Annotated in this window: 14 protein-coding genes and 1 tRNA gene; 4 read left to right on the forward strand and 11 right to left on the reverse strand. The window is 41.2% G+C overall.

Annotation, left to right across the window (positions count from 1 at the left end):
• Positions 1–28 precede the first annotated feature (28 nt).
• Positions 29–913 carry a class I SAM-dependent methyltransferase gene (locus H6541_00555; protein MCB9014264.1) on the reverse strand — a complete coding sequence of 295 codons (885 nt, stop codon included), beginning with the start codon at positions 911–913 and terminating at the stop codon, positions 29–31.
• Positions 914–1020: 107 nt separating this feature from the next.
• Here H6541_00555 and H6541_00560 point away from each other — a divergent pair, with 107 nt between their 5' ends.
• On the forward strand, positions 1021–1818 hold the full coding sequence (locus H6541_00560) for an RNA methyltransferase (protein ID MCB9014265.1): 798 nt from the start codon (positions 1021–1023) through the stop codon (positions 1816–1818).
• A 50-nt stretch (positions 1819–1868) separates the two neighbouring features.
• Here H6541_00560 and H6541_00565 read toward each other — a convergent pair whose 3' ends face one another.
• The 3 genes from H6541_00565 to H6541_00575 all read right to left on the reverse strand — a co-directional run bounded on the left by H6541_00565 (position 1869) and on the right by H6541_00575 (position 4391).
• Positions 1869–3101, reverse strand: a complete 1233-nt coding sequence (locus H6541_00565) for a hypothetical protein (GenBank protein ID MCB9014266.1) — start codon at positions 3099–3101, stop codon at positions 1869–1871.
• 172 nt (positions 3102–3273) lie between these two features.
• Complete coding sequence (locus H6541_00570; GenBank protein ID MCB9014267.1) at positions 3274–3636, reverse strand: cupin; 363 nt, start codon at positions 3634–3636, stop codon at positions 3274–3276.
• Between the two features lie 128 nt (positions 3637–3764).
• Positions 3765–4391: a carbonic anhydrase gene (locus H6541_00575; GenBank protein ID MCB9014268.1), complete on the reverse strand. Its 627-nt coding sequence runs from the start codon at positions 4389–4391 to the stop codon at positions 3765–3767.
• A 305-nt stretch (positions 4392–4696) separates the two neighbouring features.
• Between H6541_00575 and H6541_00580 the strand changes: the two genes are divergently transcribed.
• Together H6541_00580 and H6541_00585 are read left to right on the forward strand one after the other, a co-directional pair.
• The gene (locus H6541_00580; protein MCB9014269.1) at positions 4697–5593 is read left to right on the forward strand and encodes a prohibitin family protein; all 897 of its coding nucleotides are present in this window, start codon (positions 4697–4699) and stop codon (positions 5591–5593) included.
• Between the two features lie 246 nt (positions 5594–5839).
• Positions 5840–5916, forward strand: a tRNA-Asp gene (locus H6541_00585).
• Between the two features lie 504 nt (positions 5917–6420).
• On the opposite strand, the gene H6541_00590 is transcribed toward H6541_00585, so the two are convergent.
• The 7 genes from H6541_00590 to H6541_00620 form a co-directional block, all read right to left on the reverse strand.
• Complete coding sequence (locus H6541_00590; protein MCB9014270.1) at positions 6421–7497, reverse strand: HlyC/CorC family transporter; 1077 nt, start codon at positions 7495–7497, stop codon at positions 6421–6423.
• Positions 7498–7713: 216 nt separating this feature from the next.
• The gene (locus tag H6541_00595; GenBank protein MCB9014271.1) at positions 7714–8175 is read right to left on the reverse strand and encodes a hypothetical protein; all 462 of its coding nucleotides are present in this window, start codon (positions 8173–8175) and stop codon (positions 7714–7716) included.
• A gap of 162 nt (positions 8176–8337) precedes the next feature.
• Entirely contained in the window at positions 8338–8994 is a 657-nt protein-coding gene (locus H6541_00600; GenBank protein ID MCB9014272.1) for a hemolysin III family protein, read from the reverse strand.
• A 3-nt stretch (positions 8995–8997) separates the two neighbouring features.
• The gene (locus tag H6541_00605) at positions 8998–11865 is read right to left on the reverse strand and encodes a PD-(D/E)XK nuclease family protein (protein ID MCB9014273.1); all 2868 of its coding nucleotides are present in this window, start codon (positions 11863–11865) and stop codon (positions 8998–9000) included.
• Positions 11866–12020: 155 nt separating this feature from the next.
• Positions 12021–12752: a nucleotidyltransferase family protein gene (locus tag H6541_00610; protein ID MCB9014274.1), complete on the reverse strand. Its 732-nt coding sequence runs from the start codon at positions 12750–12752 to the stop codon at positions 12021–12023.
• On the reverse strand, positions 12749–13129 hold the full coding sequence (locus H6541_00615; protein ID MCB9014275.1) for a hypothetical protein: 381 nt from the start codon (positions 13127–13129) through the stop codon (positions 12749–12751). The genes H6541_00610 and H6541_00615 overlap by 4 nt, the downstream gene beginning before the upstream one ends.
• A gap of 245 nt (positions 13130–13374) precedes the next feature.
• On the reverse strand, positions 13375–14799 hold the full coding sequence (locus H6541_00620) for a phosphotransferase (GenBank protein MCB9014276.1): 1425 nt from the start codon (positions 14797–14799) through the stop codon (positions 13375–13377).
• Between the two features lie 213 nt (positions 14800–15012).
• On the opposite strand from H6541_00620, the gene H6541_00625 reads away from it, so the two are divergent.
• Complete coding sequence (locus H6541_00625) at positions 15013–15507, forward strand: ferritin family protein (protein ID MCB9014277.1); 495 nt, start codon at positions 15013–15015, stop codon at positions 15505–15507.
• Positions 15508–15533 lie beyond the last annotated feature (26 nt).

Raw genomic sequence — 15533 nt, forward strand, 5'->3', positions numbered from 1 at the left:
CCTTTTAAGCTGTTTCGTAATTACCTGGTCAGGGATTGCTAAATCTTACGATTGTTCCCAATGGTAGTTTTTTACCAAAGTTGTCCTGTAAAAAAAGTTCGCCCGACTCCAGGTTGGGTTGATTACCAAAGGCTGACTTAATCAGGTTTTCACCAATCATGGATGAAAAGCCCATGGAATAGAGGCTCATAATCAGGAAATTTTCTTTGGGTTCAAGCAGTTCGCTGCAAAGCTTAATCATTTCGTTGATATTTTCCTCCAGGACCCATTTTTCGCCATCTGCACCACGGCCGTAAGCTGGAGGGTCAAGAATAATACCGCTGTATTTGCTGCCCCTGCGAACTTCCCTTTTGACAAATTTAAGTGCATCCTCAACAATCCACCGGATGTTGTCAAGCCCGCTCGATTCCATGTTCTCGCGAGCCCAGGTTATCACAGGTTTCACTGAATCAACATGTGAAACATCGGCTCCGGCGGCACAGGCTGCCAAAGAAGCGCCGCCTGTATAAGCAAATAGATTGAGCACTCTGGGCCGTTCCATTTTCATCGTTTTGATGCGGTCGTATATAAAATCCCAGTTATCACCCTGCTCCGGAAATACACCAATATGTCTGAAACTGGTTAGCCCCAGTCGCAACTTTAACTTCATCGATTTGTATTTATAATCGATGTGCCATTGTTCCCTGCAACCTTTGTTTAAAAACCACTTCCCTTTTTCCGGATCGTTTTTTTCCTTGCGAAAAATGGCCTGTGAGCGTTTTTGCCATTCTGCATCAGTCAAGGACTTGTCCCAAACAGCCTGAGGTTCGGGGCGGGTAACCACTTGATTCCCGAAACGTTCCAGTTTCTCAAAGTTCCCTGTGTCAATCAGTTCGTAGTCAATCCAGTTAGCGGGACTTAGTGATTTAATCATAATTTGCGGATTTTACGTTCAGGCAATTTTCCTTTCGGAATGAAACTAAAGTGCAAAGATGCGAATTTTCTCTAATTTTGCTCTGTATATACCTCAATCAATCAACCATGGCCGACCCGATTACCAGTGTTCAAAACCCGAGAATCAAAAATCTTGTGCTTTTACAGCAGAAATCGCGCGAAAGACGCAGGCAGAACCGGGTTGTGGTGGAAGGTTTGCGTGAAACTGCCATAGCAGTAGCCAACGGCTTTAATATTTGCGAATTTTATGTCTGTCCTGAGATTGCAGATGTTCACGATTACAAAAAGGTAGCAGGGGAGGCCCCGGTTACTGTTGTTAGCCAGAATGTATTTGAGAAACTGGCTTACCGCGAAGGCTCGGATGGATGCATTGCCTTGCTCGAACCCCGTTGGTTAAAGCTTGAAGATGTGAAACTGCGCAACAATCCACTTGTAATCATTCTCGAAGCCGTTGAAAAGCCTGGTAACCTTGGTGCTATTTTGCGCACTGCAGATGCGGCTGATGTGGATGCTGTGATTGTATGTGATCCGTTAACAGATATTTATAATCCGAATGTTATACGTTCGGGTGTTGGATGCGTTTTTTCGCGGCAGGTGGTGGCCTGTTCTACTGATGAGGCACAGAAGTGGCTCAAAGATAAGGAGATAAAAAGTTATGCGGCCGAACTGAAAGCTTCTGCTCCCTATCATCAGTTTAATTATCAGAACCCAACCGCTTTTGTGATGGGAACTGAAGCCGACGGCCTTACAGCAAAATGGATTGATTTCTGCGATAAGCGTGTCATTATTCCCATGCTCGGCAGTATCGATTCGCTAAATGTATCCGTTTCAACGGCCGTGCTTGTGTTTGAAGCAATGAGGCAGCGCGAATTCCACGTTATTTAAAGCGCAGCCGGCTTTTGCATTTTATTTACAGGAATACGGTATTTTTATTATCAGAAGCTGTAAACGGCGCCCAGTCCAATCCTCACATTGCCGGTTTCTGAACTGTTGACTACTTTGAATTTATCATCACTCACGCCAAAAGCTGCCACAGTGTATTCAATTTCACCAGTCAGGCTGAATTTGCCACTGATGTAAGTAATCATTGGGGCAATGCGGTATACATAGTCAATGTTTGCGCCACGGGCATATATGGGGCCGGTTATAGTCTCATCAGCTCCCAGGTTTTTGGTCAGGCCAAGGAAAAGTGACGGACGCCAGCTTTCAGCATTGAATGTTGTGTTTACCCATATTGACTGAAAACTTATCGGACTGTATTCGTTTTTGTTGGTTGTTGCATCGGTATGGCTAACTGCAAACCCGCCCATCATCAGGTGGTCGTTTAAGGCTTGTCCGTAGGTGTACTGCGTCTTTATATTTAGTTTTCCGGTTGTATAGTTGATGAATCCGGAGTAGGATACACAATTGAGCGCTTCGTTTGCCACAAAAAGACTGTCAGTAACTATTCTGGGTGTAAGTATTTTATAATCAACAGCTATGCCGGCAAAGATATTTGCGTTTTTGAACTGTATTTGCCCATGAAGATTGGGTATAATGCTGTTGCGAAGGTAAATTGAACTGCTGCCCGAAGGTCCGGCATTTACATAATCTCGCTGCGAAGTGGCTGCTGCCACCAGATTGAATTTGCCGGTTTTATAATCAATGCGCATCTGTGGCTGGCGGCTGAATGAATGAAACGGAGCTCCTGTGTTGAGCGATAAAACGTTAGGAATCATTTCGGGAATATCGAGCGGATGCCAATACTGGCCAATGAGTAAACGTGTTTTTGTCCACTGCAGTGAAATGTAAGCGTGACGCAACCGGAAACTGTTATTTTCGCTGTTGGATGCACCAGTAAAGTCACTTTCAATGATTGCAAAAACTTTGGCTCCCATCACATCGGGCCCTGTTGCTTTGGCCGTCAGTCTGCTTGTCATGGCATACTGGTTAAAGGACGGCCTGGCATTTATATCTTTTCCATTGGCATCAAAAACTGGCTTTTGGGGGTAGAAAAGCAAAAATCCTTCGCGGGCTTCTACTACCTGTCTGCTGTCAAAAATGGCGTCGGCCCGAACAAAGCCCGATACCGATAATTTATATGGGTTGGTATTTTCCTGAGAATAAAGTTGGTTTGGTATGGATAAGGAGGTTAAAATCAGTAAGATGAGGTAGAAAGTTTGCTTCATATTTTTTCGCGCAAAGTAAGGTAAAGAAATTAAGCTTTGCAAGTAAAGCCAGTTTCCACATTTCAGGCGCGCAGCAGAATAAATCTTCACTGCCGTTTAAGCATTATCAGTGCTGTAATCTTAAAGGAAGATAGTCGGATATTATCTAATATAAATACAGTTTAAAATTCCTTTATTCGTCCCGGTGAACACCATCGGGCGAGAAGGCGGGCAGGCAAACTGCGATGTACTCTGCGCCACCTTCGAAAGGAGTGCTGTACTGAATCCATTCGTTGGGCTCTGCAACAAAAGCCTGCCCTGCTTTTACTTCAAGCACTTCTTTTTTGGTTGTAACCTGCAAAGTACCCCTGAGCACTATTGTGTATTCGGCAAACCCGGGACACTGCCCCGGTTCTGTCCAGCCTGCTTCGCTTAGCATACGGGCAATGCTCACTTCAGTGTTGCCGCTGTTTACACGGCCAATATATTCTTCAATACGTTTTTCCTTGTTGCCGGCAGCTTTAATGATAGAGGGTGCTTCAATGATTTTGGACATGATTAGTTCAGTGTTTTAGTTGGTGATATTTTTAATCAGTTAGCGTATTTACAACAAAAGTAATCAATCGCATTTTCGTTTTCTTCAATATGCGTGAATAAGATTTGCGTATAGCTAGCTATTTGCAATTATTGGTCAATAAGTTCAAACTGCCCTGAGTCCTGATGGTATTCATAAATATTTCCTGTATGAATCATGTAGTGCCAGCCAATAAGTTTTAAAGTGCCCTGTTCAACACGGTCTTTGATATAAGGATAGGTCATCAGATGCCCCAATTGCTCCACTACATTCATTTGCTCGGTAAGCCATTCGCGGGCTGCATGATCGGTGTTGCCTATTACTTTCAATACTTTTTCTTTTACCGGCATGGCTAACTCGAGCCAGCGCCGCGTATGGGGAATGGTTGAAAGCCGCTCAGTTGACTCATAAAGGGCGGCACATCCTCCGCAGTTGGAGTGCCCGCAAATGATAATATTGCTGATGTTGAGTATTTTAACGGCATATTCAATGGCTGAAGTTGTTGCCAGAAACTCGCCAGACTCCCGATACATCGGCACCAGATTGGCAATATTCCGGATGATAAACAATTCGCCAGGCATTGTTTGGGTAATAAGCGATGGCACTACTCTGGAGTCAGAACATCCTATGAAAAGCGTATGAGGACTTTGTTGCCGTCCTATTTCCTCAAAATGCTGGCGGTTGGCTTCAAAATCGTTTTGACGGAACTGAATCACTCCTTTATTAAAATCAGGCATGGCTTTCAATTTTTATGATAAACAGTTTTTGTCTGTTGTTGTTGAACTCTGGTCATGATTTCTACAGTTAATGATGGGTATTGTGAGCGGTCTGAACAAATGAAAGCTCTTTATTTGTGCTTTTTGATTTGTTTGTTTGTTGTCAATGCCTTGAATAACTGTTAATTATGCTGGTTTTTTAATTGGTCTTTATCCTGAGGAGTTCAAGTTATAACTTCTTCATATCAAATATACAGATTGTCAGTGCTTTTGCTATATTTACAACATGCTATTTTTTTCATTATTAACATAAAAATTGTATCAATATGGTCGCTATTGTATTGGGGATTATTGTTCTTTTGGTAGGTTTTATTCTTGGAGGGGTTGATTCTCCTATAAAACGCTATGTAGGCACTGTAAAAGTCATTGGAATTGTTCTTTTGGTGCTTGGAGCAGCTTTTTCAGCTGTTTATCAGATTGAACCCGGGCAGGTGGGAGTACAAAAACTGTTTGGAAAAGTAAGTGATAATACGCTTGAAAGCGGACTGAATATTATAAATCCACTGGTGAAAGTTGTGCCGTTTGATATCAGGACACAAAACTATACCATGTCAGGCGTCAACGACGAGGGCGATAAATCAGGCGACGATGCCATCAGGGTGCTTTCTGCTGACGGACTAGAGGTGGTGATTGACCTTACTGTTCTTTATAAAGTTGTTCCTTCGGAAACGCCGCGTATTCTCAGGGAACTGGGCGTTGACTACAGGAATACTATTGTAAGGCCGTTGTGCCGTACCAAAATCAGGGATAATGCTGTGTATTATGATGCTGTTGCGCTCTATTCAACCAAACGCGACGAGTTTCAGAGCAGGATTTTTAAATCTATTGAGACTGATTTTAAGATGCGGGGACTGATTCTTGAGCAATTGCTCGTTCGTAATATAACTTTGCCTGAGTCGGTGAAAACGACTATTGAATCAAAAATAAACGCTGAACAGGAAGCGCAAAAAATGACGTTTGTGCTTCAAAAGGAAAAACAGGAAGCAGAGCGCAAAAGAGTAGAAGCACAGGGAATAGCCGATTATCAGCGGATACTGAGTACTGGCTTGAGCGATAAATTGCTGCAGTACGAAATGATCAAAGCTATTGCTACTTCGCCAAATGCCAAGCTCATTTTTATGGATGCTAAAAAACCAGGTTCAGTTATTATTGATGGAAAGTAACCACTAAGGGTTCTCATTTCAGCTCTTGTGGTTGCCAGAACTATGAAAAAGTCAATGAATAGAAAGTATTCCTGGTTTTTTTTTAATTTTTTTTTGGATACTTTTAAATTGTAATTCAGGCATTTGCCTTTAAAGTCGGCCGGAAGGGCTAAAAAAAATGAAAAAAATATTTGCAGGCCCTTGCAGATTCAGAAAAAGGCTCTATATTTGCACTCTCATTTGAGACAAGTTCTTTAAAAAAATATTGGTTCGGTAGTTCAGTTGGTTAGAATACGTGCCTGTCACGCACGGGGTCGCGGGTTCGAGTCCCGTCCGGACCGCCAATGAGGAGTAAAAAAGCCTGTAATTTAACCAGTTACAGGCTTTTCCTTTTTTATACCTATAACATAGGTACATCATTTACATAATCATTCCGTTTTTATTATAAATTCTTTCAAAAAGCACGCTCCTTTTTGAAAGGATTTGTAATATCAGTGTCCTAAAAATCTGTAAGGCAAAAAAAGTATTATCTTACTTGTTAGACAGCAGAAAACCAAGGAAGATTAAACTATTACCCTAAGGCCGGTAATTGTATTATAGCAGAATGCCCTTCGGCTTTTAGGCGAAAGGCATTGGTGCATCCTGCAACAATTTGTGCAAATTATTAAAAATTGAATTTTCCGTTCGGATTTTTAGCTTCAGATTCAGGAATGATTTTTTCAATGGTATCCCAGTGTTCTACAACTTTGCTGTTTTCAATTCTGAAAATATCGTAAAAAGCTACTTTCTCATTCATAAAAAACTATTTGAAAAATGAGTTTCAAACAGTTTATTCGTTGCTGTTATTCTCAATCGGGTGATCCGACTTTGGGATTGTTGAGCTTGTCCAGTGTATTGTATTTGGCCTGTCTTTCCTTCCATCTGTCCTTCGCAAATTTCTGCATATCGGTTATGGTGTCTTTTTCATCAATAATTTCCAGCCCAAGCAAGGTTTCAATGATATCTTCCATTGTAACAATTCCATCCATACCGCCATATTCATCAACAATAAGTGCAATGTGTTCTTTTTTTTCGAGAAGTTTTTCCCATAAAGTAAATAAAACAATAGTGTTGGGAACTATGACAATTTCACGCTTGATGTCATTGAGTTTTAATTCGTGGTGGTCCTCGGCAAGCTTTTCAAAAACTGTTTGTCTGAAAACATAGCCTGTAATGTTCTCATCGTTTTCGGAATATACGGGAATGCGTGAGAACTTCAGATAGTCCTTGTTTTTTAGAAAATCGCTCAGTGGAAGCGTTTCATCTGCAACGGCGACTACCACCCGTGGTGTCATGATTTCCGCCACTTTTACGTTTTTAAGCCTGAGCAAATTATGAATGATTTTATGCTCTTTACTTGAAAAAACGCCTTCGTCGGCGCCAATATTTGTCAATGCAGCAATTTCTTCTCTGCTGGTCGTTTGTTGTTGTTTATGGGAGGTAATCATTTTGGTGACCAGCCCGGATAAGACTACCAACGGATAAGTAATGAAAATCATTGCTTTTATAACCAGATCGGAAATTTTTGCCAGGCTCCTCCAATACCTGGCCCCAATCGTTTTGGGGATGATTTCCGTGATTACGAGTATCAGTATGGTGAGTACGGCTGATACAATACCGAAAGAGGCTTCGCCAAATACTTTAACTGCCTGCGCTCCGACTCCGGCCGCTCCGATGGTATGAGCAACTGTATTTAATGAAAGAATGGCCGAAAGTGGTTTGTCAATATTTGATTTAAGGTGAAGGAATGATTTTGCCCATTTGTTCCCGTTTTCTTGCTTCACAATAAGAAAAGATTGAGGTGTGGAAAGCAATACGGATTCCATGATGGAACAGAGGAAGGATACGATGAGTGCAAGAAAGAGGTAAATAAGTAATAATACCATGCGTTTTTGTTCAAAAATACAACATAAAGTTATCTTTTGCCATGTTTATGCAGATTTCATTTAACGCAAAAAATATATTCTTATTCCTGAAGTTCATTCAGTATAAAACGAATGCCCTTTTGTGAAGCTGATGATGGATTTATGAATAGTTGAGGTTTGTAAAATGATGTGTATTAAGCTGTTGCAGCTTTTGTAAAAGGCGTGTTTGTTTGTGGTTTAATGGCTGATAAAGGAGTGCTCAAGGTGTTTTATTTTAGATTCAAGTGCCTTGTCAATAATTTTTAAATCCAGCATTTCTATTGCTTTAGCTTCTGTTGAGCAATAATTATAGTCTGAGTCTGAAAATTTGTTAACAAACAGGTGTACAATTACTGTGGGCAGTGGCTTGTCAACCCAAATTACAATTTTCACTTTCTTGCCAGTATGCTCCCTGTTGTTTATTTTTTTTCTAAATGCAACCATTTTGTCAACGTTCTCCTTCAGGGCAGGAGGCATAACATCATTTGTTTCGCCAAATAATAAATCTCTAAAGTCAATCAATACTTTTTTGACTGAACCTGAGGCAAGATATTCTGATATGTGCTTGCTATACTTTACATAGTCATCAGGCAAAAAAAGGCCTGTGAATTTTTGAATAAAAAGTTCATCTTCCTTAAATATCTGATATCTTATTTCCATCTTTGAGTCCGGGTCTATGAATTACGATACTGCCAACGACTTTACTATTATCATACTATAATCAAAAATAATAAAATTTTGATTAAGAATCCTGAATTGTTGATTATCTCTGCTACTGCAAGTTCAAAGAATGCGGCCGGCAATTAAAATATTATTCCTGCTTTATAGCGGAATAAGGTAGTTTGCGATTATATGACATATTAATCCCAATAGCACAAAGACATGGAACACTGCATGAACAAACTCATGCCGGGCCAGTGCATAAAAGAATGAACCTGCAATATAAAACACGCCTCCAGCTCCCAGCCAATATAAAACATCGAGGCAATTTTTGGTTTGCGCTACATCAATCAGTGGCTTGATGGCTATAAATAGGGACAAGCCCATAAGTACATACGAAGCTGTTTTAAGATGGTTGTTGGCTTTGAGTTTACGAAAATTCAAGCCAATGCCTATAAAGGCAAATAGCCATATAAAGAAAAAAAGACCCCAGCCCCAGATACCTTCATTTCGGAGCAATATCAAGGTAAGTGGAGAGTAACTGGCTGCGATAAGCACATAGATGTTGCCATGATCAAAATGGCGCAGCAAAGCCTTTAATTCAGCTTGTTGAACATAATGGTAAACGGTAGATGACAGCATGCAGATAAACATCCCAAAACCGTAGATGGAGTAGGCCAGAACTGCCCACCCGTTATCAGCCTTCAGGCCTTTTTGCACCAATATAATTGTTGCGGCTATGGCGATAATTACGCCCAAAGCATGAGTAAGGTAATTAGCCTTTTCTTCGCGTTGGCTATATATTTTAGTTTTTTGCATGAATTACCAGGCTTTGTTTTCTTCTCCTTTATGGCAAATCGGTTTGAAAGGGCAAATAGAGCAGTTTTCTGTTTTCAATGTTTGTTTAAAAGGGATTTCCGTATTAAATAATTCAAGTAGCATCTCTTTCAGGTTTTCTTCAAAATCATGAAGCGCTGTTTCAATATCTGTTCCTTCAATTAACAGTGGTATAAATCCCTGATTTAATGATCTGAAACTGATAATGCCAGCCTTCAGCCCCGGCTGTGTTTGCTTTATTTTATCATTATCACGGGCCAGCAGCATATAGAACAAAAGCTGAAAAGCTTTTTCCTTTAAGGGTTTTTCCTGGTCGAAAAGATCGCCGGGGTGCTTAATCTTGATATCCCGTTGTTCAACTTTACCAGTTTTATAATCAATTATTCTGATCTGATTACCCGTTCTGTCGATGCGGTCAGCGGTTCCTTTCAGTTTAATCACCCTTTCTTCTGATTGGGCATCCTGAAGCAGCATTTCTTTTTCAAGGGTTTCTTCCAGTGCAATGATGGTTAGTTTTTCAGCACGGGTTTCTGTTTCGCTGATTTCTGTTTCAATCAATCTGCGAATCCAAACTTCTGCCACTTTAATAATGAGGAGGTTGCGCCCGAGGGTAATCTCGCCGCCATTAAAATATTTATCAACTGATTTTTCAATGGCACCTGGTATTTTTTGAATCAGTGATGTGAGTGATGCTCTGTCGGGAACCATTCCGGTGAATGGCAGGAAAAATTCATACATCACATCATGTACGATATTGCCAAGTGTGCGGTAATCCATGGTTTCTTCGGCTTCTTCCGGCTCGCTTAGCTTCAGGATGTAGGTAAAATAAAACCGGAGTGTGCAGTTCAGGTATTTATTCAGGGCAGTAGGAGAGAGGCCTTTTTTTGAAAGCTCGCCAAGTTTCTGAAGGATAGTTTCATCCTTTGATATGGAAATGGCACTTGATTCATTCAAGCTTGCTCCTTGAGAGAGTTTATACTCCTGAATGCGGATTTCGGGATTTATCCGTGGCAGTTCATATGTGATCTGACTGATAAATCTGCTTTTTTCACCACCGCCAAGTTCATCTGATTCGGAGTTGTATATCAGCCATGTTTTTTTGCTTCGTTGCAACAGGCGGTAAAAATGATAAGCATAAACAGCCTGCTGGTCCTGATGGGTTGGCATGCCAAAATGTTGCCTTACATCAAAAGGAATGAATGAATTGAATGATTTTTTAGCCGGGAGAGTGTCTTCATTGACTGACAGCAAAATTACATTTTCGAAGTCGAGCGTTCGGGTTTCAAGCATTCCCATCACCTGTATACCTTTGAGTGGCTCGCCATAAAAGGCCACAGGAGTGGATGAAGCCATTTCCCTGAAGAGGGAATGAAGCGTTGAGAATGAGGTAATAATGCCGGATTCAGATGTCAGCGTATGCAACCTGTTGGCAATTACAGCCAGATTGTATAATATTTCTATATCTGTATTCTGCCAGGCATTCTCCTCATTTTTACCGGTCATGGCACTTCTGAACATGTCAATAACCCTGATGATAAGATGGGTTAAGTTTGCAGGAGAGGTGATTTTTTCGAAAATGATTTTTAACGATTCCGGAATAATCACTTCAGTGTTGGTTTGACTGATGAGGTCAGAGATACACAAAAAAGGGTTTCGGGCCGTTTGCAGATTTGCAACTGCTATTTGTAATGCTTTTGGGTCGATAATGAACGGGAAATATGCGTGTTGTAACACAGCGCGAATATCTTTGTAGTAAAAATAGGCCTCAGTTTTATTTTTGCCGGCAGAAGCGTTGGCATGCATCATCATCAGCCTTTCGAAAAACTTATAGAGGGGGGCAAACTGAAGAGGATAACCCATGGTAATGTTAAACTGTCCGGCTTCGGCAGGAATGGCATTGAGTAAAGGCAGCAGCAATGATTCATCTGCCAGCACAACGGCTGTTTTGCTGAGTATATCAGGATCTCCACCGTTCATGAGTGCTTTTACAAGTGTTCCTGCAAGCCTGGCTTGTCCTGTATTGCGTGGAACGCCGGCAATGTTAATCTCCTTTTTGCCATGGGAAAAAAAATCGGAAATTTCTCCAAACTCACCTAAGGAACGGTCATTTTTATATTGTCGCAGAAATCGGCCAGCTTCCTGTATCGGGTCGTTGATGTAATGTGCATCTGCATCCCAAATCACTTCTGCTGTACCGTTACTGATAAGGTGCCTGATTAAATGGAGCTGGGCAGGAGTAATGGCATTAAAACCGGCAAAAATAAAATGGTCCCAGGGTGTATTTTTCAGATATTTATCGGGTTGCTCAGCTACTTTCCGGCAGGCTAGCCCGTGGTAAGCCTGTTGCTGATTGAGCAGATTTTCGGAAAAAACCTGATAATAAGCGGGAAGAGAGTTGAAAAATTGAAGATATTGCTGTTCGAAACTGGTGAGTGGGCGCTCATCCATATTCCACAGGCTCAGGGCTTTGGTTTCGCTCAGGAAGTGAAACATGCTTTCCGGATTGACCAGATAATGGTCTGTTTCGTCAAAATCGCGCAACAAACCTCGTCCCCAGCTTGTAAATTCATCAAAGGACTGGGCAGAAGTTTGCTCTACTTTTAAGTGAGCTTCATACAGTCCCAGCATCAGGCCAAGAGTGTCTGGTATGGCCAGGCCAGATACATGCGCGAAAAAATCTTCTACTGAGAAAACAGCAGGAGCCCATACCGGTTTCTGATCGGCAGGTGCAAGGTAGCGTTTGAGAAATAGTCCGGCCCTGCGATTGGGCATAACTACGCACAGGCGGTTGCCTTTTTCAGGAAAGTTGTTTTTAATTTTATTAGCTACTTGTTCAAGGAAAGCCTGGCTCATAAGTATTTATATTGCTTTGCCCTTTGTCTGAAGCCTTTGCTTTATGACATTTTGCGATGTATAACAATGCTTATAAAATTATATAATTATTGGTCAGCAAATTCAGAAATATACAGCCAAATACTATTTTCGCCGCATGAAAAGCATTTTGAAGCTTATAACTTCATCCCGGCAGCTATTTTCGAAGCATCTTCCAGGCTCCGGGGCTTACCTGCATCGGCCCATAAGGGACTTTCATCCACATATCCACCCACATTTAATTTTCCGGCTATATTCAGGTAAGTGTCAATTACAGAGAAAGTATCATCATGCTGCATGTAATCCACCAACGCCGGATTAATCATATGAATACCACTAAAAGCGAATGCCTGAAGTGTTTCATTGGTTTGAAGGGCGACTCGTTGTTCTCCGGTAGCAACATTTTGCCATGCACGTAATTGCATTTGATTATTAAAGAGTAAATAACGTGTGGTCTGTCGCCGGCGAAGTACCAGCGTGGCAATGTTATTACTTTCGTTGTGATACTTGTATAGCAATTGCAAATCAAGGTCACCAACAATATCTACATTGTATATCAGAACTGCTTTTTCATCTTTAAAAAACCAGGCGGCTTTTTTTATCCCTCCACCTGTCTCAAGCAGGCGGCTGCTTTCATCTGATATTTCAATCTGACAGCCAAAATTTTTATGTTCGGCAAGGTAACTTGTAATCAGATGAGGGAAGTGGTGTACATTGATAATGATTTGGTCAAATCCGGCATGCTTTAGTTTAAGAATGGCAAATTCAAGCAGCGTGTACTTCCCGATGGGGAGCAGGGCTTTGGGCAGATTATCTGTAAGTGGTCTCATGCGGGTTCCCAAACCGGCCGCCAGTATCATTGCCTTCATTCTTCAGGGAGTTCTTTGAGTTTATAATGCTTGTAATAGTTGCGGAAGAGTATTTTTTTTAATTCACGGTATATGACCAATTCTGCAATCACCTGCGCATGAGTAAATTCCGGGTGTTCTTCCCAGGAAGCCATAATTGTTTTCTCGTTTAAATCTATTTGGTAGAGCAGTGCCATCAGTTTGTTTACATTGGTGACAAGTAAACCCGAAATATGGTATTCAAGATAGCGGAACAGGTCTTCATAGATACAATTCATATTGACCGGAAAGTCTACATCCATTCCAAACATACCAAAGTCTTTCTGAATCTGGCTTATAGTTTGTCTGATGACAGATTCTTCAGCTTTAAACGGTTCTATATCAAATGGTTCATTCATAAAAGCAATGATGGTGTTAAATTTCTTTAGGTTTGCAAACCTGTTTTTCCTTTTTGACAGTTGCCCCGCACTTTTTGCATTTGAACTTAGGATTATCGGTATCTTTTTCTCCTTTTTTGCCTTTTTCACACATGGTTTTGCTCATAGATGTATTTTTTTTGATAAACCGGAATGAAGGCTTTTAGTTGCAACAGATTTCGGGTTTTATTGAGTTTCAAAAATGAATTGAAAGGGATTGTGCCTGATTATAAGATGTTTACAGGCCACTTTTCTTTTTGTAAATGGTCGGGTGAAATATTCATTTTAAACCGGTTATTCAAATGTTTACAGAGTTGTTCGGCACTGTAAACTGATCTGTGCTGCCCGCCGGTACATCCAAAACTTACCATCAGGTGTTGAAATCCGCGTGAGATGTAGTTTTCAACAGCCTGATCGACAAGGTTATATATGTTGTTCAGGAAAAAGCTTGTTTCGTGGTGAGAAGCCAGGTAGGCAGCTACTTTTTCATCTTTTCCGGTAAATAAACGGTATTCTTCCAGTCGGCCTGGGTTAGGAAGTGCCCGGCAGTCAAAAACAAATCCCCCACCATTGCCTGAAGTATCTTCAGGCATTCCAGCCTTGTATGAGAAGCTGCAAACTCTTACTTTAAGTCCCGGTTTGGCGTAATTTCTGAGGGTTTCACTGTTTATAAACTTTCGGAGTAATGATTCAAGTGTTGGGATTTTTATACCCGGATTCCGGTAGTGAAGCAAATAGTTCAGGTTGTCAAGCGCAAAAGGTATACTTTGCAAAAAGTGCTCCTTTTTTTGATAGAATCCTCTGAATCCGTAAGCACCGAGTGCCTGAAGAATCCGAATGAGCACAAATCCTGAGTAATATCGTGAAAAACTTTCAGGTTCAATCGTCGTGTATTTAGATGCTTCAGTGATATAAAGCTGTAGCATTTCTTCTCTGAAGTCATTGGGCAGGTTGGCCTTTGCATCAAACAGCAGAGAGGCAATGTCGTATTGCAAGGGACCGCGGCGGCCTCCCTGATAATCAATGAAAAAAGGGCGGTTTCCGGCTATCATGACATTGCGCGACTGAAAATCGCGGTACATAAAGTAATCAGAACCGGCAGCGGCTAAGAAATTAATCAGACTTTCGAAGTCATCTTCAAGCGCCTGTTCGTCAAATGGAAAGCCAGCAAGCCTGACAAAGTAATATTTAAAGTAGTTCAGATCCCAAAGCATTGATTGTCTGTCGAAGGCTTTGCGCGGATAGCAAAGGTCGAAATTGAGGCCTTGGGCACCTTCAATCTGAAACCGGGGTAACCAGTTGACTGTTTGCCGGTAAAGATCTTTCACGCGGGCACTTGTTCCTTCGTTCGATAAAATATCAAAAAGGGTTTCGTTGCCCAAGTCGGCTTGAATATAGGCCTGCTCATCCTCGTGAAAGGCGAAAATCTCTGGCACGGGAAGCCCGATTGAACTGAAATGCTTGCTAAAGCCTACAAACGCCCTGTTTTCTTTTTCATCAGGATTCCATGCGCCTATGGCATTGGTTTCGTTACCTGACAGGCGAAAATAATGTCTGTCGGAGCCCGAAGCCGGCAGCGATTTGATTGAAGAGGCTTGTTCGCCGCTCCATTGAGTGAATAATCGGGAAAGTATTTCTTTAGAATCAGTCATTCAGTGAGTTATTCTTGTGTAGGCTTGTTTTAAATAAGTTGGTTTGCAATTACAAATTTAATGATTTAAATGCTGCGGCAATCACTAAACATAATAGAGTTCGTAACTGTTTATTGAAGGTTAAAACTGTGGTTAAGCATGAGATTTTCTCCTGTAAATTCATTAAGTTTGTCATGTTGTGCAGGTCATTTTTAAAATCATATAAAACAAGTTATGGAAAACAAATCAATTGAAATTCTGAAGACTGCCATTTTGATGGAGAAACGCGGAAAAGCATTTTATGAAAAAGTTGCTCAGCAAACCGAAAGCCCTGAGGTGAAAAAGATTTTCACAATGATGGCAGAAGAGGAGCAAACCCATGTTGAGTTTCTTTCAAAACAGTTTGCAAGCTACAACCAGGATAAAAAGTTTGCAAAAGTTGAGCTTAAATCTGATGCAGGTGTGGCCGATGCTATTCTTTCAGCAGATATTAAAAAGCAGATATCTGCCGCCAGTTTCGAAGCTGCAGCTATTTCAGCAGCCATTGATATGGAAACCAAAGCCATTGAAGTGTATTCTAAACAGGCGGCTGAGGCAACCGATCCCAACGAGAAGGAGCTGTTTGCCTGGCTTGCTGATTGGGAAAAGGGTCATCATAAAATTTTACATGAGCTGAACGAAGAGTTGAAGGAAAGTATCTGGTACGACAACCAGTTCTGGCCTTTTTAATCTTCATTAAATATAAAAACTGCCCG

Source organism: Lentimicrobiaceae bacterium (genome assembly GCA_020636745.1).
In the GTDB taxonomy this organism is placed as follows: domain Bacteria; phylum Bacteroidota; class Bacteroidia; order Bacteroidales; family Lentimicrobiaceae; genus Lentimicrobium.

Excerpts from the sequence above, each read along its gene's own strand:
- H6541_00555 (MCB9014264.1), bottom strand. The coding sequence starts at position 913 with ATGATTAAATCACTAAGTCCCGCTAACTGGATTGACTACGAACTGATT.
- H6541_00560 (MCB9014265.1), top strand. The coding sequence starts at position 1,021 with ATGGCCGACCCGATTACCAGTGTTCAAAACCCGAGAATCAAAAATCTT.
- H6541_00565 (MCB9014266.1), bottom strand. The coding sequence starts at position 3,101 with ATGAAGCAAACTTTCTACCTCATCTTACTGATTTTAACCTCCTTATCC.
- H6541_00570 (MCB9014267.1), bottom strand. The coding sequence starts at position 3,636 with ATGTCCAAAATCATTGAAGCACCCTCTATCATTAAAGCTGCCGGCAAC.
- H6541_00575 (MCB9014268.1), bottom strand. The coding sequence starts at position 4,391 with ATGCCTGATTTTAATAAAGGAGTGATTCAGTTCCGTCAAAACGATTTT.
- H6541_00580 (MCB9014269.1), top strand. The coding sequence starts at position 4,697 with ATGGTCGCTATTGTATTGGGGATTATTGTTCTTTTGGTAGGTTTTATT.
- H6541_00590 (MCB9014270.1), bottom strand. The coding sequence starts at position 7,497 with ATGGTATTATTACTTATTTACCTCTTTCTTGCACTCATCGTATCCTTC.
- H6541_00595 (MCB9014271.1), bottom strand. The coding sequence starts at position 8,175 with ATGGAAATAAGATATCAGATATTTAAGGAAGATGAACTTTTTATTCAA.
- H6541_00600 (MCB9014272.1), bottom strand. The coding sequence starts at position 8,994 with ATGCAAAAAACTAAAATATATAGCCAACGCGAAGAAAAGGCTAATTAC.
- H6541_00605 (MCB9014273.1), bottom strand. The coding sequence starts at position 11,865 with ATGAGCCAGGCTTTCCTTGAACAAGTAGCTAATAAAATTAAAAACAAC.
- H6541_00610 (MCB9014274.1), bottom strand. The coding sequence starts at position 12,752 with ATGAAGGCAATGATACTGGCGGCCGGTTTGGGAACCCGCATGAGACCA.
- H6541_00615 (MCB9014275.1), bottom strand. The coding sequence starts at position 13,129 with ATGAATGAACCATTTGATATAGAACCGTTTAAAGCTGAAGAATCTGTC.
- H6541_00620 (MCB9014276.1), bottom strand. The coding sequence starts at position 14,799 with ATGACTGATTCTAAAGAAATACTTTCCCGATTATTCACTCAATGGAGC.
- H6541_00625 (MCB9014277.1), top strand. The coding sequence starts at position 15,013 with ATGGAAAACAAATCAATTGAAATTCTGAAGACTGCCATTTTGATGGAG.